21 protein-coding genes are annotated in these 22,315 nt (G+C 43.5%); 19 read left to right on the top strand and 2 right to left on the bottom strand.

Annotated features, from left to right (window positions below; genetic code table 11):
- Window positions 1-513 precede the first annotated feature (513 nt).
- The 7 genes from HBA50_RS01035 (at window position 514) to abpB (ending at window position 8,456) form a co-directional block, all read left to right on the top strand.
- Window positions 514-1,866: a hypothetical protein gene (locus tag HBA50_RS01035; protein WP_045500354.1), complete on the top strand. Its 1,353-nt coding sequence runs from the start codon at window positions 514-516 to the stop codon at window positions 1,864-1,866.
- A gap of 75 nt (window positions 1,867-1,941) precedes the next feature.
- Window positions 1,942-2,847 (top strand): hypothetical protein, encoded by a 906-nt coding sequence (locus tag HBA50_RS01040; protein WP_235285279.1) that lies wholly within the window; start codon window positions 1,942-1,944, stop codon window positions 2,845-2,847.
- Between the two features lie 235 nt (window positions 2,848-3,082).
- Entirely contained in the window at window positions 3,083-3,781 is a 699-nt protein-coding gene (gene dapD / locus HBA50_RS01045) for a 2,3,4,5-tetrahydropyridine-2,6-dicarboxylate N-acetyltransferase (protein ID WP_002917803.1), read from the top strand.
- Between the two features lie 76 nt (window positions 3,782-3,857).
- Complete coding sequence (locus HBA50_RS01050) at window positions 3,858-4,991, top strand: N-acetyldiaminopimelate deacetylase (RefSeq protein WP_045500358.1); 1,134 nt, start codon at window positions 3,858-3,860, stop codon at window positions 4,989-4,991.
- 20 nt (window positions 4,992-5,011) lie between these two features.
- Window positions 5,012-5,548 carry a 5-formyltetrahydrofolate cyclo-ligase gene (locus tag HBA50_RS01055; protein WP_045500367.1) on the top strand — a complete coding sequence of 179 codons (537 nt, stop codon included), beginning with the start codon at window positions 5,012-5,014 and terminating at the stop codon, window positions 5,546-5,548.
- Window positions 5,532-6,215: a rhomboid family intramembrane serine protease gene (locus tag HBA50_RS01060; RefSeq protein ID WP_045500370.1), complete on the top strand. Its 684-nt coding sequence runs from the start codon at window positions 5,532-5,534 to the stop codon at window positions 6,213-6,215. The genes HBA50_RS01055 and HBA50_RS01060 overlap by 17 nt, the downstream gene beginning before the upstream one ends.
- A gap of 282 nt (window positions 6,216-6,497) precedes the next feature.
- Entirely contained in the window at window positions 6,498-8,456 is a 1,959-nt protein-coding gene (gene abpB, locus HBA50_RS01065) for a C69 family dipeptidase AbpB (protein ID WP_045500372.1), read from the top strand.
- 106 nt (window positions 8,457-8,562) lie between these two features.
- On the opposite strand, the gene galU is transcribed toward abpB, so the two are convergent.
- Both galU and HBA50_RS01075 read right to left on the bottom strand, forming a co-directional pair.
- On the bottom strand, window positions 8,563-9,465 hold the full coding sequence (galU, locus tag HBA50_RS01070; protein ID WP_015605882.1) for a UTP--glucose-1-phosphate uridylyltransferase GalU: 903 nt from the start codon (window positions 9,463-9,465) through the stop codon (window positions 8,563-8,565).
- Window positions 9,466-9,495: 30 nt separating this feature from the next.
- Window positions 9,496-10,512: an NAD(P)H-dependent glycerol-3-phosphate dehydrogenase gene (locus HBA50_RS01075; RefSeq protein WP_045500375.1), complete on the bottom strand. Its 1,017-nt coding sequence runs from the start codon at window positions 10,510-10,512 to the stop codon at window positions 9,496-9,498.
- Between the two features lie 158 nt (window positions 10,513-10,670).
- Here HBA50_RS01075 and HBA50_RS01080 point away from each other — a divergent pair, with 158 nt between their 5' ends.
- The 12 genes from HBA50_RS01080 (at window position 10,671) to groES (ending at window position 22,310) form a co-directional block, all read left to right on the top strand.
- Entirely contained in the window at window positions 10,671-12,377 is a 1,707-nt protein-coding gene (locus HBA50_RS01080; RefSeq protein WP_045500377.1) for an ABC transporter ATP-binding protein, read from the top strand.
- Window position 12,378: 1 nt separating this feature from the next.
- Complete coding sequence (locus HBA50_RS01085; RefSeq protein ID WP_045500380.1) at window positions 12,379-14,157, top strand: ABC transporter ATP-binding protein; 1,779 nt, start codon at window positions 12,379-12,381, stop codon at window positions 14,155-14,157.
- Window positions 14,158-14,368: 211 nt separating this feature from the next.
- On the top strand, window positions 14,369-15,355 hold the full coding sequence (locus HBA50_RS01090) for a substrate-binding domain-containing protein (protein ID WP_045500382.1): 987 nt from the start codon (window positions 14,369-14,371) through the stop codon (window positions 15,353-15,355).
- Window positions 15,355-16,668, top strand: a complete 1,314-nt coding sequence (locus HBA50_RS01095; RefSeq protein ID WP_045500385.1) for a sensor histidine kinase — start codon at window positions 15,355-15,357, stop codon at window positions 16,666-16,668. Before HBA50_RS01090 ends, HBA50_RS01095 begins: the two co-directional genes overlap by 1 nt.
- On the top strand, window positions 16,661-17,344 hold the full coding sequence (locus tag HBA50_RS01100) for a response regulator transcription factor (RefSeq protein ID WP_045500388.1): 684 nt from the start codon (window positions 16,661-16,663) through the stop codon (window positions 17,342-17,344). Before HBA50_RS01095 ends, HBA50_RS01100 begins: the two co-directional genes overlap by 8 nt.
- The gene (locus tag HBA50_RS01105; RefSeq protein WP_045500390.1) at window positions 17,341-18,621 is read left to right on the top strand and encodes an ABC transporter substrate-binding protein; all 1,281 of its coding nucleotides are present in this window, start codon (window positions 17,341-17,343) and stop codon (window positions 18,619-18,621) included. Before HBA50_RS01100 ends, HBA50_RS01105 begins: the two co-directional genes overlap by 4 nt.
- Window positions 18,622-18,801: 180 nt before the next feature.
- Window positions 18,802-19,236, top strand: coding sequence for a PTS sugar transporter subunit IIA (locus HBA50_RS01110; protein ID WP_045500392.1), 435 nt, complete (start codon window positions 18,802-18,804; stop codon window positions 19,234-19,236).
- A 38-nt stretch (window positions 19,237-19,274) separates the two neighbouring features.
- The gene (locus tag HBA50_RS01115; protein WP_045500394.1) at window positions 19,275-19,769 is read left to right on the top strand and encodes a PTS sugar transporter subunit IIB; all 495 of its coding nucleotides are present in this window, start codon (window positions 19,275-19,277) and stop codon (window positions 19,767-19,769) included.
- A 124-nt stretch (window positions 19,770-19,893) separates the two neighbouring features.
- Window positions 19,894-20,739: a PTS mannose/fructose/sorbose/N-acetylgalactosamine transporter subunit IIC gene (locus HBA50_RS01120; protein ID WP_005591586.1), complete on the top strand. Its 846-nt coding sequence runs from the start codon at window positions 19,894-19,896 to the stop codon at window positions 20,737-20,739.
- A 1-nt stretch (window position 20,740) separates the two neighbouring features.
- A complete protein-coding gene (locus tag HBA50_RS01125; protein ID WP_045500397.1) occupies window positions 20,741-21,580 on the top strand; it encodes a PTS system mannose/fructose/sorbose family transporter subunit IID in 840 nt (279 codons plus the stop codon).
- Window positions 21,581-21,597: 17 nt separating this feature from the next.
- Entirely contained in the window at window positions 21,598-21,888 is a 291-nt protein-coding gene (locus HBA50_RS01130) for a hypothetical protein (RefSeq protein WP_005591588.1), read from the top strand.
- A 140-nt stretch (window positions 21,889-22,028) separates the two neighbouring features.
- The gene (gene groES / locus HBA50_RS01135; protein ID WP_005591589.1) at window positions 22,029-22,310 is read left to right on the top strand and encodes a co-chaperone GroES; all 282 of its coding nucleotides are present in this window, start codon (window positions 22,029-22,031) and stop codon (window positions 22,308-22,310) included.
- Window positions 22,311-22,315: the final 5 nt, after the last annotated feature.

Here is a 22,315-nt window from a genome sequence, read left to right on the forward strand (position 1 = left end):
TGGGTTTTTCACTTACTTGTCGATTTAGCAATGTTTTTCCTTTCCCTGATTATATGTTATAATCAGAGAAGATGCAGTAGCAATGTGATAGACTTTTATCTAGAAAGTTGAACTTGCTGCTATTTTGATGGCTCTGGAAAAGCAGAGGACAAAGATTGGAAAGGAGTCCTGATGAAGTTATTATTGGTGGAAAAAGTGAAATAAAAATGGTCATATATAGTTGGTTTTGTGGGCACGGACGAGAGTTCGTGCCTTTTTGCTTGTGTGCTTTCAAGCTAAGCCCGTTCAAAATATGATATACTGGAATACAGTTATATTAGCATGACAAGTTTCACGCTAGGCTATTATCTTTAAACAGTTAAGTACACAAGATAGAAATTCTGATAGTTTGCGTAGCTATTTGACTGGTATGGTTATAGAAAATAGAATGGCAGCATTCAGCGAAGAGGTATTGTGAACTGTTAATAAAGTCATCTTTTCAATGATAGAAGAGTCAATAGATGAGGAGGAGTTATGGGAAAGAGAAATCTGGAAGCTTTGAGGCAGAAACATCAATCAAAATTCAAGAAGGCCCAAACGAAAAAGCCAGCAAATAGCCAATCATCCTTTCTATCCAAATGGAAAACCAAGGAAGACAAACATATCAAACCATCTGCTGGACTGAAAGAAGTGCAGGGAGGACCAAAAGAAAATCATGCTCGTCCATCTGTTTCGCCTCCATCACAAGCGGCCTTTCCAATAGAGAGCTCAAGCAATGAGCCGTCTGCCGTCTCTTCAATAGAGGACAAAACCAGCTATGGGGCTAAACCAAGTCCTCAAGACCAGCCGGTGTTTTCTGAGCAGTTAGCAGGAGCTCAGCAGGTAAAAGAGCCTCTGTCGCTTCTGTCACAGAATTTGTTGGAATTAAAGCAGAGAGAGCTGAAGCGTCTCATTTCTAGCTTAGAATCACTGAAAGCTAAAAAACAAAACCAAATCCTTCGTGGAAATCAAGATAGCCAGCCGGTGTCAGGCTTTGTAACTGAACCAAAGCAGACAAAGCTTTCTCCGCGAATATCCTCTAATGAGCTTACTAGAGAGGTAGATAAAGTAGAGTTTAAGAAGAAAAAACGAGGATTCTTTTCTAAGATATGGGTGATGGTACTTTCTAGTTTGGGGATTTTGACTTTTTTGGCTGAGACTGGAAAAACATGGCTAGAGATGGAAAAGGCAAGAGATAAAGAAAAAGCTGCAGCTATTTCTCGTATGTTAGACTCATATATAAAGGATCAAGATTTAAAATCTGCTAATCGTCCAGAATGGATTGCTAAAAAAGAGGAGTATCAGTTTCATATTAGCTATGATGATGTCACTTCTTTGTTCTCAGATTTCACTTCATCGGTTCCAAATCTGACCACGGTCGACGAGGTGGTTGCAAAGTTAGGGAAAGCTGAATCCGGTAGGGAAACGAACCAAGATGACCTAATCAAGACAATAGATTTAAACTATTCACAAGCAGGGACAGAGGCGAAAGTTAACCTCTCTTTTAAAAGCTATCTTGGTCCTTCTGAAACTCTTAAGTTGGAATCCCTAAAATGTACGCATCTCAGTAGTACGCAACTGCCTAACCGAAATGCTCAGCTCACTCGTCAAGATCTTTCTGGTATAGAGAAAGGAAAGACCTATCAAGAGATTGTCAGTCAGTTGGGACTTCCAGAGCGCCTCGATTGGCATGGGGGAATCTTGAGCTATACGACTTTATCGATTTCTTATCGTTTGGAGGATGGTCAAGAGGTTAGTTTTTCTTTTGAAAAAGATGACACTCAGAGCTATCGACTGAAAGACAGCTCAGGTTTGGGAAGTGAAGCGGGAGATACAGGTGCTCAGTAGCGCTTGCCTAGCAGGAGAATTAACCGTTTGTAGAAAGGGAATGAGCAATCAAGTATTTAGTTGATAGGTGAAAAGGTGAAAGATAGAAATTTAGAAGCATTGAGGCGGGAGCACAAATCCAAGTTTAAAGCTAGAAACACTTCGTCGGTCAGGAATCAGCGGGAAAGGGGAGGAGCTACCCTCGAACAGACAAAGGAAGAAGCAAGGAGAGAAAAGCGGCGAACAGAGTCAACAGGCAAACCTAATGGCCAGCTTTTAGCAAAGTCTGTGCTATCTCGTTATGCCTCACTCTTAGTGATTGCCGCAGGTCTAGTGGGACTGATTAGCTTCTTGATGATGTATATGCGACCAACTTTTAAGTCAGAAGGAAATCAATCAGCTATATCGTCTGTTCATACTGTTCCGACAGAATCAGAAAATAAGATAGAGATCCTGACGGAGAGTAGTTCACCTTTTATTGAAGATAATCGAGAGGTAGATTTTCCATTCGAAGAGATATTCGAGTTGATTAAAACCATGAACCAACCTAATGTGTCTCCAGAGGATATCGTTAAGAAGTATGGAAAAGCCAGTTCTGGGAGTGAGGATAATAGCGTGAAGGGCAGTAAATTGATGACACTTTCCTACAATTTGGTAGGAAGAAAAGGAGTTGTTGATATGCACCTTAGGAATGCTGGAGGGGGAATGGAGCTTTCTACAGTATCAGCCACTTTCTTCCAGAATGCTGGGGAATCGATTACGAAGACAGTTGATGATTATCGGTCGCTTATTCCTCAAAGTAAGCGAGAAGGAATGGAAGTCAAGCAAGCCATAGAAGAACTGGGGATGCCTAAGAGTATTTATGCTCATAAAACGCTTAAAAAGCAAGTTGATTTTTTTAGTATGAGCTATCCAACTAAGGAAAAGATGTCAGTTTCTTTGTATTTTGACGAAGTGAATGGAACTTACCGCCTCACCAGTATGATGACAAGTACGGTCTGAGAGCCTAGACTGAGAGCACGGAATTTTTTCTTAACATAGACAGGGATAGAAGAATGGGAAAAAGAGATAAGGAAGGCCAATTTCATCTGAATAAAGTTCAAGAGTCTAAATAGCTACTAGCTGCTAATAAAGTCACAACTGCATAGCTGAATTGTGTTATAATAGAGAAATAAAAGAGATAGGAGAGGGACTATCCTCTCCCAACAAAGAATAGAAAGAACAAAGAGGTGACACCATGTCTGCTACGAAAATGAACGCTCAAGAAATTATCAAATTTATCGCTGATGCCAAGAAAAAAACTCCGGTCAAGGTGACCTTTGATGGAGAATTGCACGGTTCGATTCCTTGGTCTGTTGTGAAGTTAGGCAATGTTCTTTTTGGGGATTGGGAGGAAATCAAGCCACTCCTAGTGAACTTAGAGGAAAATAAGACCTATGTCGTAGAGCAGGATGCCCGCAACTCTGCAGTGCCGCTTTTGGATAAGCGTGACATCAATGCCCGCATTGAGCCGGGCGCTATTATTCGCGACCAAGTTGAAATTGGTGATAATGCTGTCATCATGATGGGGGCGGTTATCAATATCGGTGCAGAAATCGGTGCTGGTACCATGATTGATATGGGTGCTATTTTGGGCGGCCGAGCGATTGTCGGCAAAAACAGCCACGTCGGTGCTGGTGCAGTTCTGGCGGGAGTCATTGAGCCTGCTAGTGCTGAGCCAGTTCGGGTCGGAGATAACGTGCTGATTGGTGCCAATGCGGTTGTGATTGAAGGTGTACAAATTGGCAGTGGTTCCGTTGTTGCGGCTGGTGCGATTGTGACCCAGGATGTTCCGGAAAACGTAGTAGTTGCTGGCGTTCCAGCACGAGTTATCAAGACCATTGACGAGAAGACCCAGCAGAAGACAGCTCTGGAAGACGCTCTGCGTACTCTTTAAAAATAGCATAAATTTGAATTGATTGGGTGCGGCCCAACGCTCTGACTGGTCTGACAAGATTTTAAAGGAAAGAAAAATGCTTGATTATCTGAACATTCGCCGTGATTTACACCAGATACCAGAAATCGGTCTGGAAGAATACAAGACTCATGCCTACCTGATGCAGGTCATTGATGGCCTGACAGCTGGCCTAGACTTTGTGGAAATTCGGACTTGGCGGACGGGTATTTTGGTCTTTATCAAAGGAAGTTCACCGGATAAGACGATTGGCTGGCGGACAGATATTGATGGTCTTCCGATTGTGGAGGATACAGGACTGGACTTTGCCAGCACTCATGAAGGTCGGATGCATGCCTGTGGACACGATATGCACATGACGGTCGCTCTAGGCCTGCTGGAACAAGCTGTGAGCGCTCAGCCTACCCATAATCTGCTCTTTCTCTTTCAGCCTGCTGAGGAAAATGAAGCTGGCGGTATGCTTATGTACGAAGACGGTGCGTTTGGCGACTGGCTGCCAGATGAGTTTTACGGCCTCCATGTGCGGCCAGATCTCAAAGTTGGCGATATTGCCACTAATAGAGGAACTCTTTTTGCTGGCACCTGTGAAGTCAAGCTGACCTTTAAGGGGAAGGGAGGCCATGCGGCTTTTCCTCATGAGGCCAATGATGCTTTGGTGGCAGCTAGCTACTTTATCACCCAGGTGCAGACCATTGTCAGCCGCAATGTCGATCCTATCGAGGGGACAGTTGTGACCTTTGGTTCGCTCCATGCTGGCACGACCAACAATGTCATCGCAGAAACAGCCTTTCTGCATGGTACCATTCGGACTCTGACTCAGGAGATGAACCTCTTGACTCAGAAGCGCTTGCGGGAAATAGCAGAGGGCATAGCTCAAAGTTTCGGTCTGGAATTGGACTTGGAGCTTAAACAAGGTGGTTACCTACCTGTAGAAAACCATCATGGTCTAGCAGACGAATTGATGGACTTTTTTCAGAAGGAAGAAGGAGTTCAACTGATTGATATTGCGCCGGCTATGACAGGCGAGGATTTTGGCTATCTGCTCAGCAAGGTCAAGGGCGTCATGTTCTGGCTGGGAGTGGACAGTCCCTATGCCCTCCATCATCCAAAGATGACACCGGATGAGGCAGCACTGCCCTTTGCTATTGAAAAGATTTGGAAATTCCTAGATTATAAAATCAACGAAAGATAAGAAAAAGGTGGACGACCTGCATGAAAAAAGAGCTGAGACAAACTGTACTAAAGCAAATGAAAAAACTGTCGGGAAAAGAAAAAGAGCAGGCAGATAGCTGGCTGACCCAGCACTTGCTCAGTTCAGCAGCTTATCAAGAAGCTCAGGTCATCGCTACTTATCTTTCTATGCCGCATGAAGTCTCAACTGCATCCTTTATCGAGCAGGCTCAGTTGGACGGCAAGCGGGTTTTAGTGCCCAAAACCTATGGCCAGGGTCGGATGATATTTGTGGACTATGATGAAAGTCGCCTACAAAAAAGCTCTTTTGGTCTGCTGGAGCCAATAAGTGAAGAGGCTGTGGAGAAGACGGAGATTGATCTGATTCATGTGCCGGGTGTGGTCTTTAATTCTCAAGGCTTTCGGATTGGTTACGGAGGCGGCTACTATGACCGCTATCTGGCTGATTATGAAGGAGCATCCATCAGCACTATTTATGCAGTCCAACAGGCAGAATTTACACCAGCCCAACATGATGTCGCAGTAAAGGAGTTACTCATTTATGAAACAAATCTTTGATAGAGACTATCCTGTGACAAGTATCCTGCTTATCCTAACGAGCCTTGTTTTTGCCTTGATGTTTCTTTCTTACAGTTTTCAATACAGCAGTTCCGAAGCCTTGTATCATTTTGGAGCCGTGCACGGTTATACTATTCAAGCGATGCCGGAGCAGTTTTGGCGGGTTTTTGCTGCTATTTTTATCCATATTGGTTTGGAGCATTTTGTGGTCAATATGCTGACGCTCTACTTTCTTGGTCGACAGATTGAGGCTATCTTTGGCTCTTGGAAATTTTTGATACTCTACCTAATGTCAGGCGTGATGGGGAATTTATTTGTGGTCTATTTTTCACCCAATAGCCTGGCAGCCGGGGCGTCTACTGCTCTTTTCGGCCTTTTTGCTTCCGTTGTTGTGCTTCGTTTTGCTACGCGAAACTATTATCTGCAGCAGCTGGGTCAGTCCTATATGAGCCTGCTGGCTGTCAATCTGGTCATGAGTTTTTTACCGGGAATTAGTCTTGCAGGCCACTTGGGCGGTCTAGTTGGCGGAGCTTTAGGGGCTGTGATCTTACCGGTTTCGGGAGAGCGCTACGCTTTTAGCAAGTCTCAACGTTTTTTAGCACTGGCAGTCTACTTTGGATTAGCAGCTATTCTGATTTTTCTGACTTTTCAACGACCAATTTTTTAAGAAATGAACCCCAATTACCGCTTTAAAAAGCGGTATTCTTTTTATAAATATGATTTTTATAAAGCAAGGAATTTTACTTTAAAGTGGCATAATATGGATAAATCAGGAATAAACTAGTAATATTTCTATCTCTACTTTTTCATTAATGTATGTTTTCTCTATTTTCTATCTGTAAAAGGTATAAAAAAACATTTTTGTAAGCGCTTGCAAAAAGATCTAAAAAGGACTATACTAGAACTATAAACATCAGGGGTATTCCCTAAAAATAAAAAGGAGTTCATAATGAAGAAGACAATCTTTAAAATTGCTATTTCATTAATGGCAATCATGCTCTTACCTATCCAAGCTGTGCAAGCCTGCTGTGGCTTCATTATTGGTCGGCATTTGACCAAGGATGGATCAACACTTTTTGGTCGTACAGAAGACTATCCTTACTACCCGAATGGTGGCAAGCACAACAAAAACTATGTTGTTGTGGAAGCCAAAAAATATAAGGAAGGCGACCAGATTGTGGATGAGTCCAACGGTTTCACCTATCCACGTGCATCCAGCGAAATGAAATATACTGCAACCTATGATTCTGCGCGTGGTGATGGTAGTAACGGCGCTTTTGGAGAACATGGCTTTAATGAAGCGGGTGTTTCTATGTCGTCCACAGTCACAGCAATTCCAAATAAAAAGGTTCTTGAAAAAGATCCTCTGAAAGCAGATGGCTTGGCCGAAGCTGCTATGTTAGATGTGATTTTGCCTCGTGCCAAAACAGCTCGTGAAGCAATCGAGTTGCTTGGAAAAGTCATTCAAGAAAAGGGCTCTGCTGAAGGGAATACAGTGGTTGTTGCCGATCAAAAAGAGACTTGGTACATGGAAATCTTGTCTGGTCACCAATACGTAGCCGTGAAAGTGCCTGAAGATAAGTACGCAGTATTTGCTAATACTTATTATCTTGGCCATGTAGATTTGAAGGACAAAGAAAATGTTATTGCTTCTGAAGATGTAGAGAAAGTAGCCAAAGAAGCAGGAAACTACAAGACAGATAAAGATGGCAATTTCCACATTGCTAAATCATACGGACCAGAAAAATATGCAGAAGGCGACCGTTCTCGTACGTATGCAGGAATCACACTTCTTGATCCAAAATCTAAAATTACTTACGAAGATGAGGAGTACGAGCTTTTCCGCTCTCCAACAGATCCAAACAAGAAATTCACTCTTGAAGATGCCTTTGCTTTGCAACGGAACCGCTTTGAACATTTGAATGGCCGTTTCGTACCGGATGATCAAATTGGCGTTAAGAAACAAGGTGATGATGGGGCTAATGATGCTGTTCGGAAAGATCAGTACAAATACGCTTTAGGTAATGAGAATGTTATCGATGCTCATGTCTACCAAATTGATCCGAAACTGCCAAAATCTTTCGGTGGTAAAGTTTGGCTCGGTTTGGGACCATCACGCAATACACCATACGTGCCTTTCTACGGTAACGTTCAGGATACTTACAAGGCCTTCAAGCCACAGACAGCTACTTATGATCCAAACTCATGGTACTGGACAGTATGGCACATTGACCAAATGGCTATCAAGAATCAAGATATCTTTGGTAAGAGTGTTCAAGACCATTGGAAGATGATGGAAAAACAATTTATCGCTGATCAAGAGAAAAAAGATATTGAGAACTATTCGCTGAAAGATCAACCAGATGCTGCGAAGGCCGCTGAAGGTAAAGTAACTAAAGATTCTCTTGAAATGTCAGATCGACTTTTCCAACACTTCAAGGACTATGAAAAGATGATGGAAAAACGTTTAGAAGCTGCTGGACGTAAGTCTGATCCTTATCGTGCTTCACAACCAGACGATAAACAAGATCCATCAACACCTGAAAAACCGGATACTCCGAAGCCACCACAAAAACCACAAATTACGGATGATGCAAATAAAACTATCATTCCAGCACCAGATTATACTGCGGCTCCTCCAACACATGATATTCCTGCCAATGCAGAAGGCAATCCAAACAATCGCTTTGGCTATGCAGCTAAAGCAAATGTGCAAGTTTTTGGACAACCATCTGTTCGTACTGAAGTGCCTCAAGTACAAAACCAGACTCCTCAAGCACCAAGTCAGGCTCCACAAATAACAGTTGCGAATGCAGAAGGCAATCCAAATAACCGCTTTGGATATGCGGCCAATTCTGATAATGGCAAAAATTTCAAGAATGTGGAAACTTTTGTTAATACCAAATGATTTCCCAATCAAAACAACAAGTGAAAAACACCTAGTAAATCTAGGTGTTTTTCTGTATAGTGTTAAAAGCTATTGCATCAGCTAATCTATTACTTGAGCGCTTCTATTATTTTTTCGTTTTCTTATCTAATTTTTTGCCTAAATCGATAATGTATTGTTTCAAATCGTCTTTGACTTGAGGGTGTTTGAGGGCATAATCGATAGAAGTTTTCATGAAGCCAAACTTGTCGCCGACATCATAGCGGTCGCCTTTGAATTCACGGGCAAAGACGCGCTGAGTTTTGTTGAGGGTATCGATGGCATCAGTCAGTTGAATTTCATTGCCCGCACCAGGAGTTTGTTTCTCCAAGATTTCAAAAATTTCTGGTGTTAGCAGGTAGCGTCCGATAATCGCCAAATCACTTGGCGCATCCTCTGGTGCTGGTTTTTCAACAAATTTTTCAACGCTGTAGAGGCCATTGACGCCTTCGCCTTGCGGTGCAATAACGCCATAAGCAGAGACTTCTTCGTGAGGAACCTGCATAACTGCAATTGTAGACGCGTGGGTTGCTGCGTAGTCATCCATGAGTTGTTTGGTGAGTGGCACTGCCTTGTCATTGGTAATGTCCATCAAATCATCACCTAGCATGACCACAAAAGGTTCATTTCCGACGAAGGCCTTGGCTTGAAGTACGGCGTCCCCGAGTCCACGTGGGTGACTCTGACGGATGAAATGCAAGCCAATACCAGTGGTCTCATCCACCAACTTGAGCAAGTCGTTCTTGCCCTTTTCCTTGAGGTTGTATTCTAGTTCAAAGTTGGAGTCAAAGTGGTCCTCGATGGAGCGTTTTGACTTCCCTGTGACAACCAGAATGTCTTTGATTCCAGATTTGAGAGCTTCTTCGACGATAAACTGAATAGTTGGTTTGTCAACGATTGGCAGCATTTCTTTGGCCAGTGCCTTAGTGGCTGGCAAGAAGCGAGTTCCGAGACCGGCTGCAGGGATGACTGCTTTTCTGACTTTTGACATAAATTTCTCCTTTATAAAAAATACTGTAAATTAAGACCACTCATTTTCAGCTTTGAATTCATTGCTCATCATATCATGAATGGCATCTTTGATATCATGGCCGTCATAGATAACCTTGTAGATGGCCTGAGTGATAGGCATATAGACACCGAGCTCCTGAGCCAGTTCGTAGGCAGCCTTGGTCGTAGAGATTCCTTCGATAACCATGCCCATATTAGCTTCAATATCAGCCAATTTTTCGCCACGCCCCAGCGCATCTCCAGCCCGCCAGTTGCGAGAGTGGACAGAAGTTCCTGTGACAATCAAGTCGCCGACACCAGAAAGACCGCTGTAAGTCAGAGGGTTGGCTCCCAGTTTGACACCCAGTCGGGTAATTTCAGCCAGACCGCGTGTGATGATGGCAGCTTTGGCATTGTCACCATAGCCCAGTCCGTGGAGAGCTCCGGCTCCAACTGCGATGATATTTTTCAGAGCACCTGCTGTTTCTACGCCGACGACATCGGTATTGGTGTAGAGGCGAAAATAGTGGTTGCTGAAGAGTTCCTGCACATATTTAGCGGTTTCAAGATCCTTAGATGCTGCGGTAATCAGGGTAATATCGCGGACGATAGTTTCTTCAGCGTGGCTAGGTCCTGAAACAACGACAATCTCGCTGCGCAAGTCAGCAGGGATTTCCTCTTCCAGAATAGTCGAAATCCGTTGGTGGCTGTTAGGTTCCAGTCCCTTAGATGCATGCATGATTTTCACCTTGTGATCCAAGGTTTGCGCAACCTGTTTGGCTACCAGACGGGTCACCTTGGTCGGCACGACAAAAAGCACAGCATCAACGTTTTCTAGAGCATCTTTTAAGTCATGATAAGCCTTAATTTCCTCGCTTAGAACAACATCTTTGAAATAGCGTTTGTTTGTATGCTGATTATTGATCTCGTCAATCTGCTCTGCAATATTGCCCCAAATCCGGACTTCATGGCCATTATCATTGAGGACTTGCGACAGAGCCGTTCCCCACGAACCAGGACCAACCACAGCAATTCGTTGTTTATCCATCTTTTCTCCTTGTACGAGGCCTACAAAAGGACTCAATCAATTTTAGAGTTATTTATTATATTGTACCATATAATAACTGAAATTTCTTACTTGACATTGTTTTTATCTATGATATAGTAAGGAAGCTAAACAAAGTTAAAAATCTACGAGGAGGAATTATGTTCAGAAAAGCTTTATCAGCCTATAAATTATTTATCTTTCTATCTCTTCTGATGACATCGCTGATGCTAGCTAGCTCGCTGTTGCAGCCCCTGTATCTCAAAGATGTCTTGAATGCTCTTTTGTCAGGAAATCGGGAAGAAATCTATCGTTTGGGGGCTTGGTTACTGGGCTTTGGTCTAGTCGGCTTACTTGCTGGCGGGGCAAATGTGACCCTGGCAGCCTATATTGCGCAAGGTGTGTCGTCAGATTTACGGGAAAAAACCTTTCGGAAAATCCAGACTTTCTCTTATGCCAATATTGAACAGTTCAATGCAGGGAATCTAGTCGTCCGCATGACCAATGACATCAACCAAGTACAAAATTTGGTCATGATGATATTTCAGATTTTATTTCGCCTGCCTATTCTATTTTTAGGTTCCTTTATTTTGGCGGTGGTGACCATTCCTTCCTTGTGGTGGGTGATTGTCTTGATGGTCTTTTTGGTCTTCTTTTTGACAGGAGTGATGATGGGCTTAATGGGTCCACGCTTTGCTAAATTCCAAGTTCTCTTAGAAAAGATCAATGCGATTGCCAAAGAAAATCTGCGTGGCGTCCGTGTCGTCAAATCTTTCGTGCAGGAGAGAGAGCAGTATCAGAAATTTACGCAAGTTTCAGATGAACTTTTGGAGCAAAATCTCTTTATTGGCTATGCCTTTTCGATCGTTCAACCAATGATGATGATCGTCGGCTATGGGGCTGTCTATCTGACCATGTGGCTCTTGTCTAGCATGATACAGATGGATCCAGGCTTGGTTAACTCGATTGTTTCTTTCATTTCTTATTTGAATCAAATCATGTTTACCATCATCATGGTTGGCTTTTTGGGCAATACCGTTACGCGTGCCATGGTATCGATTCGGCGGATCAAGGAGGTCTTGGATACAGAGCCAGCGATGACCTTCAAGCATGAAGTTGAAGAAGATCTGGAAGGTAGTCTGGTCTTTGACCATGTGACCTTTACCTATCCGACAGATACAGAGCCCATGCTCAAGGATATTAGCTTTGAAGTCAAACCAGGAGAGATGATTGGTGTTGTCGGAGCGACAGGAGCAGGAAAATCAACTCTGGCTCAGCTCATTCCACGCCTTTTTGATCCTCAGGAAGGCTCCATCAAAATTGGTGGCAAGGACTTGCGAGACATTAGTGAAGCTTCGTTGAGAAAAAATGTCTCTATCGTTCTGCAAAAAGCTATTTTATTTAAGGGGACGATTGCGGACAATCTGCGTCAAGGAAAGCAAAATGCTAGCCTGCCAGAATTAGAACAGGCGGCGCGAATTGCTCAGGCAAGCGAGTTTATCAATCGCATGGAAGATACCTACAACAGCCAGGTCGAAGAACGGGGAAATAATTTCTCTGGCGGACAAAAGCAGAGAATGTCCATCGCGCGTGGTGTCGTCAGCAACCCTAATATTCTTATCCTAGATGACTCGACTTCAGCGCTGGATGCCAAGTCCGAAAAGCTGGTCCAAGAGGCGCTGAACAAGGATTTGAAGGGAACAACGACCATCATCATTGCCCAGAAGATTAGCTCCGTGGTTCATGCGGACAAGATTTTGGTGCTAGATCAAGGACGCTTGATTGGCCAAGGTAGACACGCAGACTTGGTTGCTACAAATGATGTCTACCGAGAAATTTATGAGACTCAAAAAGGAAAGGAGGACTAATATGAAGACAGCAAAATTTTTCTGGCAATATTTTAAACAGTATAAACTGGCCTTTTTGGTCGTCATGATTATGATTGTCATCTCTACGGTTTTACAGGTTCTATTTCCGATTTTTACTGGTCTCGCCATTAGTGAGTTAGTGGAGCTGGGTAGTGCTTTTGCGAGTGGCAAGCTTGCTTCAGGCGATGTTTCTGCCTTTGCTGCTTTTCAAGGAATCATGTGGAATTTAGCGCTGGCTTTCATCTTCCTTTCGCTATCGAGCTTGATTTACATGCTGCTGATGAGTCGGATCATTTCCTACTCAACCAATGAAATGCGCAAGGGGCTCTTTGGAAAATTAGCTCGCTTGACCGTTTCCTTCTTTGACCGCCATCAAGATGGAGATATCTTGTCGCGTTTTACCAGCGATTTAGATAATATCTTGCAGGCTTTAAACGAGAGCCTAGTCCAAGTGATGAGCAATATCGCTCTCTACATCGGCCTGATTATCATCATGTTTATGCGGCATGCGACCTTGGCTTGGGTGACGATTGCCAGTACGCCAGTAGCCATCATTGTTTTGGTGTCTATCGTCAAGCTGGCTCGCAAGTACACAGACTTGCAGCAAAAAGAAGTCGGTCAGCTCAATGCTTATATGGATGAGACGATTTCCGGCCAGAAGGTAGTCATTGTGCAGGGAATGCAAGAAGAAGTCATCAAAGGCTTTGTCCAGCAAAATGATAAGGTTCGGTCAGCTACTTTCAAAGGACGCGCTTTTGCTGGCTTGCTCTTTCCTGTCATGAACGGAATGAGCCTGATCAATACGGCTATCGTGATTTTTGTAGGTTCAGCCATTATGCTCAATGATCCTAATGTGAAGACCTCAGTAGCCATTGGTCTGATTTCAACCTTTACACAGTTTTCTCAACAATACTATCAGCCTATCATTCAGGTTGCGGCAAGCTGGGGAAGCCTGCAGCTGGCTTTCACTGGTGCGGATCGGATTCAGGAAATGTTTGATGCGCCTGAGGAAGTGCGCCCTCAGAATGCACCAGCCTTTACCGAGCTGAAAGAAGGCGTCGAGATAAAGCATGTGGATTTCTCTTATGTAGAAGGAAAGCCGATTTTGAAAGATGTTTCCATTTCGGCTCCAAAAGGTAAAATGATTGCCGTTGTAGGACCGACAGGATCAGGAAAGACGACCATTATGAACCTGATCAATCGTTTTTACGATGTGGATAAGGGCAGTATCGAATTTGACGGGCGCGATATCCGAGACTATGACTTGGATAGCTTGCGCAGTCATGTAGGTATCGTTTTGCAAGATTCTGTCTTGTTCAGCGGAACCATTCGAGATAATATCCGATTTGGAGTACCGGATGCAAGTCAGGAGATGGTTGAAATCGCTGCGCGTGCTACCCATATTCACGAGTATATTGAAAGCTTGCCTGATAAATACGACACAATCGTAGATGATGATCAAAACATCTTTTCAACAGGTCAAAAGCAATTGATTTCAATTGCTCGAACCCTTTTGACCGATCCTCAAGTGCTGATCTTGGATGAAGCCACCTCTAATGTTGATACGGTAACCGAGAGCAAGATCCAGAGCGCGATGGAGGCCATTGTGGCAGGACGGACCAGCTTTGTCATCGCTCACCGCTTAAAGACCATATTGAATGCAGACCAGATTATTGTCTTAAAAGATGGGGAAGTCATTGAAAGAGGCAATCATCATGAATTGCTGCATCTAGGCGGCTTCTATTCTGAGCTTTACCACAATCAATTTGTGTTTGAATAGATACATACAGAAACGGAGGTATTTCATGAGGATACCTTCGTTTTTTGTTTTTGATATTCATTTATCTCGCCCTAAAAATCAGAAGCTAAAAAGTCTGTCGTTTATCCTCTGATTGATTAGAGGATTCAAGAAACGTTTTGCTTTTTCGCTTGATTATAATATAATAAACGTAAGTGAACTGTTAATAAGTATAGGTGTCTAGGAGATGGGAATGAGATCGAGTAAGGGAAAAAAGAGGATTCAGACTTGCCAGAAATGCGCTCTCTGGTCTATTTTTGTGCTGGTAATCTGTTGCCTTACTTTTATTTATTCTAAGGCTAGCATGCCCGACAGTAGTCAAATTAAAATCGGGGCGACCTATATGACCATGAACAATGATTTTTATCAAACCTTGAATGCTGAATTGGAGAAAAAAACCAATCAACAGGGGAGTCGGCTCTATGTTCGTGATTCGGAATTGGATGAGAAAAAGCAGAGTCAGCAAATTGCTTATTTTATCAAAGAGAAAGTGGATGTCATCGTCATCAACCCAGTAAAGAGTGATAGTCCAGATATTATCAGGGCTTTGAATGCTGCTAAAAAAGCTGGCATCCGCATTATCGTGGTAGATGCGCCGATGAGCAAGCAAGTAGCCGTTGATACGACTATCGTGTCGGATAACTATCAAGCGGGAGTTTTGATTGCTAAAGATATGATGGGTCGGCTTTCCGAGGCGAATATTCTCTTGCTTGAACACCAGAATGCCATCTCAGCCATGGATCGGCTACAGGGCTTTCTGGATACGATCAAGGGACATCCAAGCTATCGAATCGTTTCTCAGTTGGAGACTTTGGGACAGACCGAAGAAAGCATGCCCCAGGTCAAAAATGCCTTGGATAATGGTTTGGAATTTAACGTTGTCATGGCTCTTAATGATCGTGCTGCAATCGGTGCCTTGGCAGCAATCAAAGATCAAGGTGTCGCAGAAAAAATTTATATCTATGGGGTTGACGGCTCTCCAGATATTAAGAATTTTTTAGCCAATACGAATGACATTCAAGGAACAGTGGCCCAATCGCCTATTCAGATGGGACGAAAGGTGGCAGAAGTGATTGAGCTGCTGCGGGAAAAGAAATCCTGTGACAGCCAGTATCTGATACCAGTCCGCTTGATAAACAAGGACAATATCAGCGAGTATACAGTTACAGGGTGGCAGTAATGAAACCAAACAAAAGCATTTTTTACAGTAAAATAGCTCTGATGGTCATCAATTTTATAGCCATTGTCTATAATGCTTCGATTTACCTTTTCGCAACTAATTATGCCGTGACAAGAGGCTTCAGTCACTCGCTTTTAGAGCGCTTGGATGCCATCCCAGGATCTCCTAGTTTCATTTTTCTGATTTCCATCATCTTTTATGCCTGCCTATTGCTGGTGATGTACTATCGGGAAAAGCACCCCAATCAGCTATCCGTTTACGATAAAGTGACCATGATTGAGATTTTACTGATGCTGGTCATCTTTACTGCCCTGCATTCGTCTTACAATGGGTTGATTCTTCTCGTTTTTGCAGATATTTTCTATGGCTCCAAAGAGTTCAATGCCTCCAAGGACAAAAAATATTGGTTTTCCTTTATTATCTTGAGTTTCAGTATGTTGCTATTGTCAAACTACGACCTGCTGTCGCTCTTTGTCAAACTGCCTTCATTGGATACCTATATTCGTTTTTATCCAGAATCTATACGTTTGCTGCTGCTTTTTGGTAAGAACTTTCTTTTCTCCCTCAATATTGTTGTTTTTATGATTTCCTTGCTCTTTTATATCATGCCGGCGATTACAGAGCGGCACCGGATTGAGGAGGAACTTCGCATGGCTTCCCAGGCCAATCGGGAGTTGAACAGCTATCTAGCCTTATCAGAAAAAATTGCTGAAGACCGAGAAAGAAAGCGGATTGCTCGTGAGATTCATGATACACTGGGCCATGCTTTGACGGGTATCTCAGCGGGAATTGATGCCATCAAGGTACTAGTAGATATTGATACCGAGCGGGCCAAGGAGCAGCTCAATAATGTCTCGGTCGTCGTTCGTGACGGGATTCGGGATGTTCGAGGTTCTCTCAATAAAATGCGGCCGGGAACTTTGGAGAATAATAGTTTGAAAGAAGCTTTGTTAAAGATTATCCGAGAGTATGAAGCCATTTCCAACTTGGATATCCATTTTCTTTATGAATGGGATACGATCGATTTAGATATTGCCAAAGAAGATATTGTGTTTCGCATCGTGCAGGAATCAATTACCAATTCTGTGCGTCACGGGCACGCCAAGACCGTTTGGATTGAGTTGTTAGAAAAAGAAAATTATATTATGACCATTCGAGATGATGGTGTAGGTTTTGATGAATTGCATTATGGCTATGGCTTGAAGCAAATGCAGGAACGGTTGGCTATTATCGGTGGGAAGGTTCATTTTGAAAATCGAGATGGCTTTTATACCTACATTGAAATCCCCAAAATAGGAGGTTGGAATGATTAAAGTTTTAATTGCAGACGATCAGGCCTTGATTCGTGAGTCTCTGCAAATCATCCTGTCCGCTCATGCTGACATCGAGGTAGTCGGGACAGTTGGAGATGGCAAGGAAGTTTTGGAAAAGCTTCATCGGGTACGTCCAGATGTAATTTTGATGGATATCCGTATGCCGATCATGGACGGTGTACTCTGTACCAAGGCTGTCAAGGAACAGTATCCGGATGTTAAGATTATCATTCTGACGACCTTTGATGACGATGAATTTATCTTTTCCGCTCTCAAATACGGCGCGTCTGGCTATATTCTCAAAGGGGTTTCGACAGAAGAGCTCCACGAAGCCATTCAGACAGTCTATCGAGGCGGAGCTATGATTAATCCTAATATTGCCACCAAGGTCTTCAAAATCTTTTCACAGATGGCCCAGTCCAACTTTGCTATCACGGTGTCAGAGGAAAATGTAGAGGACATGAGCCGGACGGAGTGGAAGATTATCCAGCAGATTGGCTTTGGGATTTCTAATAAGGAGATTGCAGCTAAGCTTTATCTGTCGGAAGGGACCGTGCGCAACTACTTATCAGGGATTCTATCTAAACTGAATCTGCGCGACCGGACTCAGCTGGCTATCTGGGCCGTGCAGACCGGAGTCACCCAGCGAGACTTTAGCAAGGGAAGTGATAAATGAAGTGGCGACTTAGACATTTGGTTGTTCTTGTTTTGGTTCTTGTTTCAGGCATTTTAAGCTTTGCTCTCTGGTCGTCTAGTCATGAAAAAGTCCTACGCATCGGTGTCTATGCGGGCTCTAGCTGGGATGTTCCAAATAGTCGTGAAAACAAGGCCTTGGACAGCCTGATTAAAAAATTTGAAAAGACACATCCCCATGTCAAGGTCGTCTACGAAAGCGGGATTCCCAAGAAGGATTATGCCGACTGGCTGGCAGAGCAAGTCTTAAAGGGCGAACAGCCGGATCTCTTTATGGTACCGGAAAACGACTTTAGTATGTTGGCCTCGGCTGGTGCCCTCAAATCCTTGGATACCCTCCTAACAGATGATGAACGGACAGCCTTTTATCCCGTCGCTTATAAAGCTGGACAATATCAGGGAGTCAGCTATGCTCTTCCAGTCGAGAGCAATCCTATCATGATGTGTGTCAATAAAGACTTACTTGAAAAAGAAGGAATTAGCATTCCTGAGTCAGGCTGGACTTTGGCGGATTTCTATGAGATTTGCAAGAAAGTAACCAAAGATACCAATGGCGATGGCGTGGTAGATCAGTACGGTATTACAGATTATACGTGGCAGCAGGCTCTGGTAGCTTACGGCGGCCATCTGACCGATAAATCCGGTATCAATGTAGACAGCCCAGAGATGCATCAAGCCTTGGCCTTTATGAGCAAGCTGGACATGCTCAGCCAGCACTATAAGGTGATTCCTCATGACTTTGATGAGGGGCGGGTGGCCTTCTATCCTATGAGTCTGGCCCAGTATCGGACCTACAAGCCTTATCCTTATCATGTTGCCAAATATTCTAGCTTTTCTTGGACCTGTATCCCGATGCCGACAGCCAATAGCAAGGTGATGGGAACGCAGGTCAAGACTTCCCTCTTTGGCATGTCTTCCAACACTAAGCAAGAGAAGCTGGCTTGGGAATTTATGCTCTTGCTGTCACAAGACAAAGAAAGCCAGCAGACCTTGTTTGAAAAATCGCAGGGAACTTCAGTCTTGCCCTCTGTCGTGAAAAGTCAGCAAACCAGAAAAATCTTGCAAGCAGATGACTTCGGCTTGGATTCTCTGACTTCTGAGAGGCTAGATAGTATGATGGAGCGTTCTATCATAGATATTGGACAAGAAGTCGACCGGCAGACCTTGGAAAGACTTGACTATTTGATTAAGGAAGCTCTGGGAAATCAAGAAATTGACAGTGCCCTCCCAAGTATTCAAAAAGAAATTGAAAGCAGATAAGTGTCTGCTTTCTTTTTTATTTCTAAGTTAAGTCAGAAAACAAGTCACGGGTGACTAGACCAATATGACATTTGTCACATCTAAACTCACATTTGTCATCTTTTCAAAGTGACATTTGACAATAGGGAAGCGATTTCATTTTGTGTACAATAGAATCAAGAAAATAAGGAGGCAGGAAAGATGAAATATCTTGTACTGGTCAGTCATGGGGGGCTAGCTGAAGGCGTACAAAGCTCCTTGAAGATGTTTGCTGGAGATAAAACAGACCAAATCATAGCCGTGGGTTTGAAAGAGGGGAAATCAGTCGATGATTTTGCTCTTGATTTCCGCCAAGCCTTGGCAGGTTTAGAAGCAGAGGATACTGTCTTGGTTTTGGCCGATATTGTAGGAGGCAGTCCATTGACCACAGCGGCTAGTGTCTTAGCAGAATTAGGCAAATTAGATTCGGCAGTCATTCTTGGAGGACTGAATCTGACAATGGGGCTCACTGGACTTGTGATGAAGGACATGCTGGAAGGCAAAGACCTCGCTCAGACGATTCTTTCAGAAGCGACGGCAGCCTTACAGGAGTTTGAAGTATCATCAGACGATGATGAGGAAGACGACGACATTTAAAAAGTTATTCATTTACTAACTTAGATAGGAGATTCAAAATGGTAGTAACATTTGTACGGATTGACGACCGCATGATCCACGGTCAAACTGTCACTCGTTGGGCTAAGGAATATCCTTGCGATGGGCTGATTGCAGTCAATGATGCAGCGGCCAGCAACAAAGTTTTGATCCAAGCCTACAAAGGGGCTTCTGACAAGAAAACTTTCGTTTGGACCAAGGAAGCCTTCAAGGAAAAATCTGGCAAGGTAACCGAATCTGACAGCCGTTATTTCTTGATTACCAAAAATCCGATTGATATGAAAGAAATCTTAGTGGACCAAGGCTATGTGCCAGGCGATGTCAAAGAAATCATCGTTGGACCAGCCAATGACCGTCCAGGAGCTGTTAAGCTGGGCAACAACCAGTCCATCACACAAGAAGAAGCGGAAGCGATTGAAGCGATTGAAAAAGCAGGCTACAAGGTAAAATTCCAGCTGCTTCCAGATGTTTCCATCGGTTACTGGAGCGATTTCAAATCTAAATTTGGTTTTTGAACAGGGGCAGAAGTTAAGCAGGACAAGGTTTTGGACTTTCGATAACCTTGCGGAGCAAGGTCTGTTTGAGGGATTTGGAACTCAGCTCCTGCTACTGCTCGATCTTACTTAAAGGAGAAAGATTATGACAATTTCTTGGTTGCAAGCCGCAATCCTCGGTATCTTTGCTAGTTTATCCTCTATGCCGGGTATGGGTGGCTCAAGTATTGGTAACTATACACTTGGACGTCCGCTTGTCGGAGGACTCGTCTGTGGTTTGATTTTAGGAGATGTGAGCCTCGGGATTATCTGTGGTGTAGCCATGCAGTTGGTGTATATCGCACTGGTAACCCCTGGCGGTACTGTTTCTGCCGATGTCCGTGCAGTTTCTTATATCGGTATTCCTTTGGCAATGGTTGCGATCAAGTCACAAGGGATTTCAGATGCTCAGCAGGCTGCTGACTTTGCAAAATCAATGGGTGTGCTGGTTGGTACACTAGGAACTGTTCTCTTCTACGGAACAGCGACAATGAACTTGGTATGGCAACACATGGGCTGGAAAGCAGTCGAACAGGGAGAATACAAAAAATTGTATGCAGTTGACTGGTATCTGCCATGGGTTTCCCACTTCCTCTTCTCTTTCTTGCCAACACTGATTCTTTGCCGTTACGGTGCTGATGCTGTTACAGCTCTGAAAGATGCCCTCCCAATGGATGGTCTACCAATGAAAACCCTCTTCACAGTAGGTTCTCTCCTCCCATGTGTCGGTATTGCGATTCTCTTGAAACAAATCGTTGAAAAGGTGACAGACTTTGTCCCATTCTTCGTTGGTTTTACCTTGGCTGCCTCACTTGGCCTCAACCTTGTGTCTAGTGCAGTTGTATCACTGATCTTTGCCCTGCTCTTCTATGAAGTACAGATGGCGAAAAATGTCAAAGCTAGTGCTGTGGCAGTAGGTGATTTTGACGATGATGACGAGGAGGATATCTAAGATGGCAACTAAAAAAATATCTAAAAAAACACTGACCAAATCATTCCACCACTGGTACTATGGTCACTTGACCTGCTTCTCTCAAGAGCACATGCAGACTTTTGGTTACTTGACTTCTATGCTACCAATCGTGGAAGAATTGTACGATACAAAAGAAGAACAAGCACGCTCTATGCACACTTATACAGCCTTCTTCAACACAGAACCTCAGCTGGGTACTTTGGTCGTTGGGATCACAGCTGGTTTGGAAGAAGCGCGTGCCAATGGTGCAGAAGCAGTAAATGACGAAACCATCAACGGACTTCGGGCTGGCTTGATGGGGCCGGTTGCCGGTATTGGTGACTCTCTGATCGTTGGAACCTTGATTCCAGTTATTTTGGGGATCTCAATGGGGCTTTCAAATGGAGGCTCACCTGTCGGTGCTATCTTCTATATCCTAGTTTGGAATCTGCTGGCTTATTTCGGTATGCGTTTCGCTTACTTTAAAGGCTATGAATTGGGAGATAAGGCCGTTGAATTCCTAGTAGGAGAACAAGGACAAGCTATCCGTAAATCTGTTGGGATTGTCGGCGGAATGGTTATCGGTGCTGTTGCAGCAACTTGGGTACCTATCAAAACTGCCTTCCAATTGATCAATCCAGGTGAAAAAGAGCCTTACCTTGTCTTACAAGATAAATTAGATGGTGTTTATCCAGGTCTCTTAACAGCTGTCTTTATCGTATTTTGCTGGTGGCTCATGGCCAAGAAGAACCTTTCTCCAATCAAAGTGATGCTCATTCTAGTTGTTATCGCCTTCCTTGGAGTACTGGCTGGCTTCTTTAACCCAGGTCTCCAATATTAAGAAAAAGAGGGAAAATCATGACAGAACAAGAATTGATTCAAGGCTATGAAACAGAAATTCAATACCAGAAGCATATGATTGAAAATCTCGGACGCTGGTTTAGTCTTTTCTTTACCATTGCCAGTATCGGTTTTGTCCTGATTTATCTCTTTCATCGAACCAATCTGCTTCTTTTCATCGTAGGAGTCATCTTAGCTATTTTGGGAATTCTTGTCATGCTGGTCTTTGGCTATGGCATCTACAAGGGTAGACTAAATCTGCAAAAAGTGATTGATGATTTTGAAGAGAAACTGAAGTTAGCTCAATAATGTTTCCAATTAATTTCCCCAAAAACTTTGTCATTCGGCAAAGTTTTTTCTTGACTATTTCTGACCAAGTGATAAAATAATAACTATAGATTAGCACTCGGTGTCGTAGAGTGCTAAAATTCAATCTTTGGAGGAAAAAGATGTTAAAACCATTAGGTGACCGTGTGGTCTTAAAAGTAGAAGAAAAAGAACAGAAAGTTGGTGGCTTTGTCATTGCTGGTGCAGGACAAGACGCGACAAAAGAAGCAAAAGTCATCGCAGTTGGCCAAGGAATCCGTACATTGAACGGAGAGCTGGTTGCACCAAGTGTCAAGCCAGGTGATAAGGTTTTAGTTGAAAGCCATGCTGGCATTGAAGTCAAAGATCAAGATGAGAAATTCTTGGTTGTTGGGGAAGCCAACATTCTTGCAATTGTGGAGTAAAAATC

It is taken from the genome of Streptococcus cristatus ATCC 51100 (assembly GCF_011612585.1).
Lineage (GTDB): Bacteria > Bacillota > Bacilli > Lactobacillales > Streptococcaceae > Streptococcus > Streptococcus cristatus_H.

Bases quoted from the DNA above. Each gene is read 5' to 3' on its own strand.
- galU (WP_015605882.1), bottom strand. From the start codon at position 9,465: ATGTCAAAAGTCAGAAAAGCAGTCATCCCTGCAGCCGGTCTCGGAACT.
- HBA50_RS01120 (WP_005591586.1), top strand. From the start codon at position 19,894: ATGACAATTTCTTGGTTGCAAGCCGCAATCCTCGGTATCTTTGCTAGT.
- abpB (WP_045500372.1), top strand. From the start codon at position 6,498: ATGAAGAAGACAATCTTTAAAATTGCTATTTCATTAATGGCAATCATG.
- HBA50_RS01085 (WP_045500380.1), top strand. From the start codon at position 12,379: ATGAAGACAGCAAAATTTTTCTGGCAATATTTTAAACAGTATAAACTG.
- HBA50_RS01080 (WP_045500377.1), top strand. From the start codon at position 10,671: ATGTTCAGAAAAGCTTTATCAGCCTATAAATTATTTATCTTTCTATCT.
- HBA50_RS01060 (WP_045500370.1), top strand. From the start codon at position 5,532: ATGAAACAAATCTTTGATAGAGACTATCCTGTGACAAGTATCCTGCTT.
- HBA50_RS01075 (WP_045500375.1), bottom strand. From the start codon at position 10,512: ATGGATAAACAACGAATTGCTGTGGTTGGTCCTGGTTCGTGGGGAACG.
- HBA50_RS01130 (WP_005591588.1), top strand. From the start codon at position 21,598: ATGACAGAACAAGAATTGATTCAAGGCTATGAAACAGAAATTCAATAC.
- HBA50_RS01035 (WP_045500354.1), top strand. From the start codon at position 514: ATGGGAAAGAGAAATCTGGAAGCTTTGAGGCAGAAACATCAATCAAAA.
- HBA50_RS01125 (WP_045500397.1), top strand. From the start codon at position 20,741: ATGGCAACTAAAAAAATATCTAAAAAAACACTGACCAAATCATTCCAC.
- HBA50_RS01100 (WP_045500388.1), top strand. From the start codon at position 16,661: ATGATTAAAGTTTTAATTGCAGACGATCAGGCCTTGATTCGTGAGTCT.
- HBA50_RS01105 (WP_045500390.1), top strand. From the start codon at position 17,341: ATGAAGTGGCGACTTAGACATTTGGTTGTTCTTGTTTTGGTTCTTGTT.
- dapD (WP_002917803.1), top strand. From the start codon at position 3,083: ATGTCTGCTACGAAAATGAACGCTCAAGAAATTATCAAATTTATCGCT.
- HBA50_RS01055 (WP_045500367.1), top strand. From the start codon at position 5,012: ATGAAAAAAGAGCTGAGACAAACTGTACTAAAGCAAATGAAAAAACTG.
- HBA50_RS01110 (WP_045500392.1), top strand. From the start codon at position 18,802: ATGAAATATCTTGTACTGGTCAGTCATGGGGGGCTAGCTGAAGGCGTA.
- HBA50_RS01115 (WP_045500394.1), top strand. From the start codon at position 19,275: ATGGTAGTAACATTTGTACGGATTGACGACCGCATGATCCACGGTCAA.
- HBA50_RS01095 (WP_045500385.1), top strand. From the start codon at position 15,355: ATGAAACCAAACAAAAGCATTTTTTACAGTAAAATAGCTCTGATGGTC.
- groES (WP_005591589.1), top strand. From the start codon at position 22,029: ATGTTAAAACCATTAGGTGACCGTGTGGTCTTAAAAGTAGAAGAAAAA.
- HBA50_RS01090 (WP_045500382.1), top strand. From the start codon at position 14,369: ATGAGATCGAGTAAGGGAAAAAAGAGGATTCAGACTTGCCAGAAATGC.
- HBA50_RS01050 (WP_045500358.1), top strand. From the start codon at position 3,858: ATGCTTGATTATCTGAACATTCGCCGTGATTTACACCAGATACCAGAA.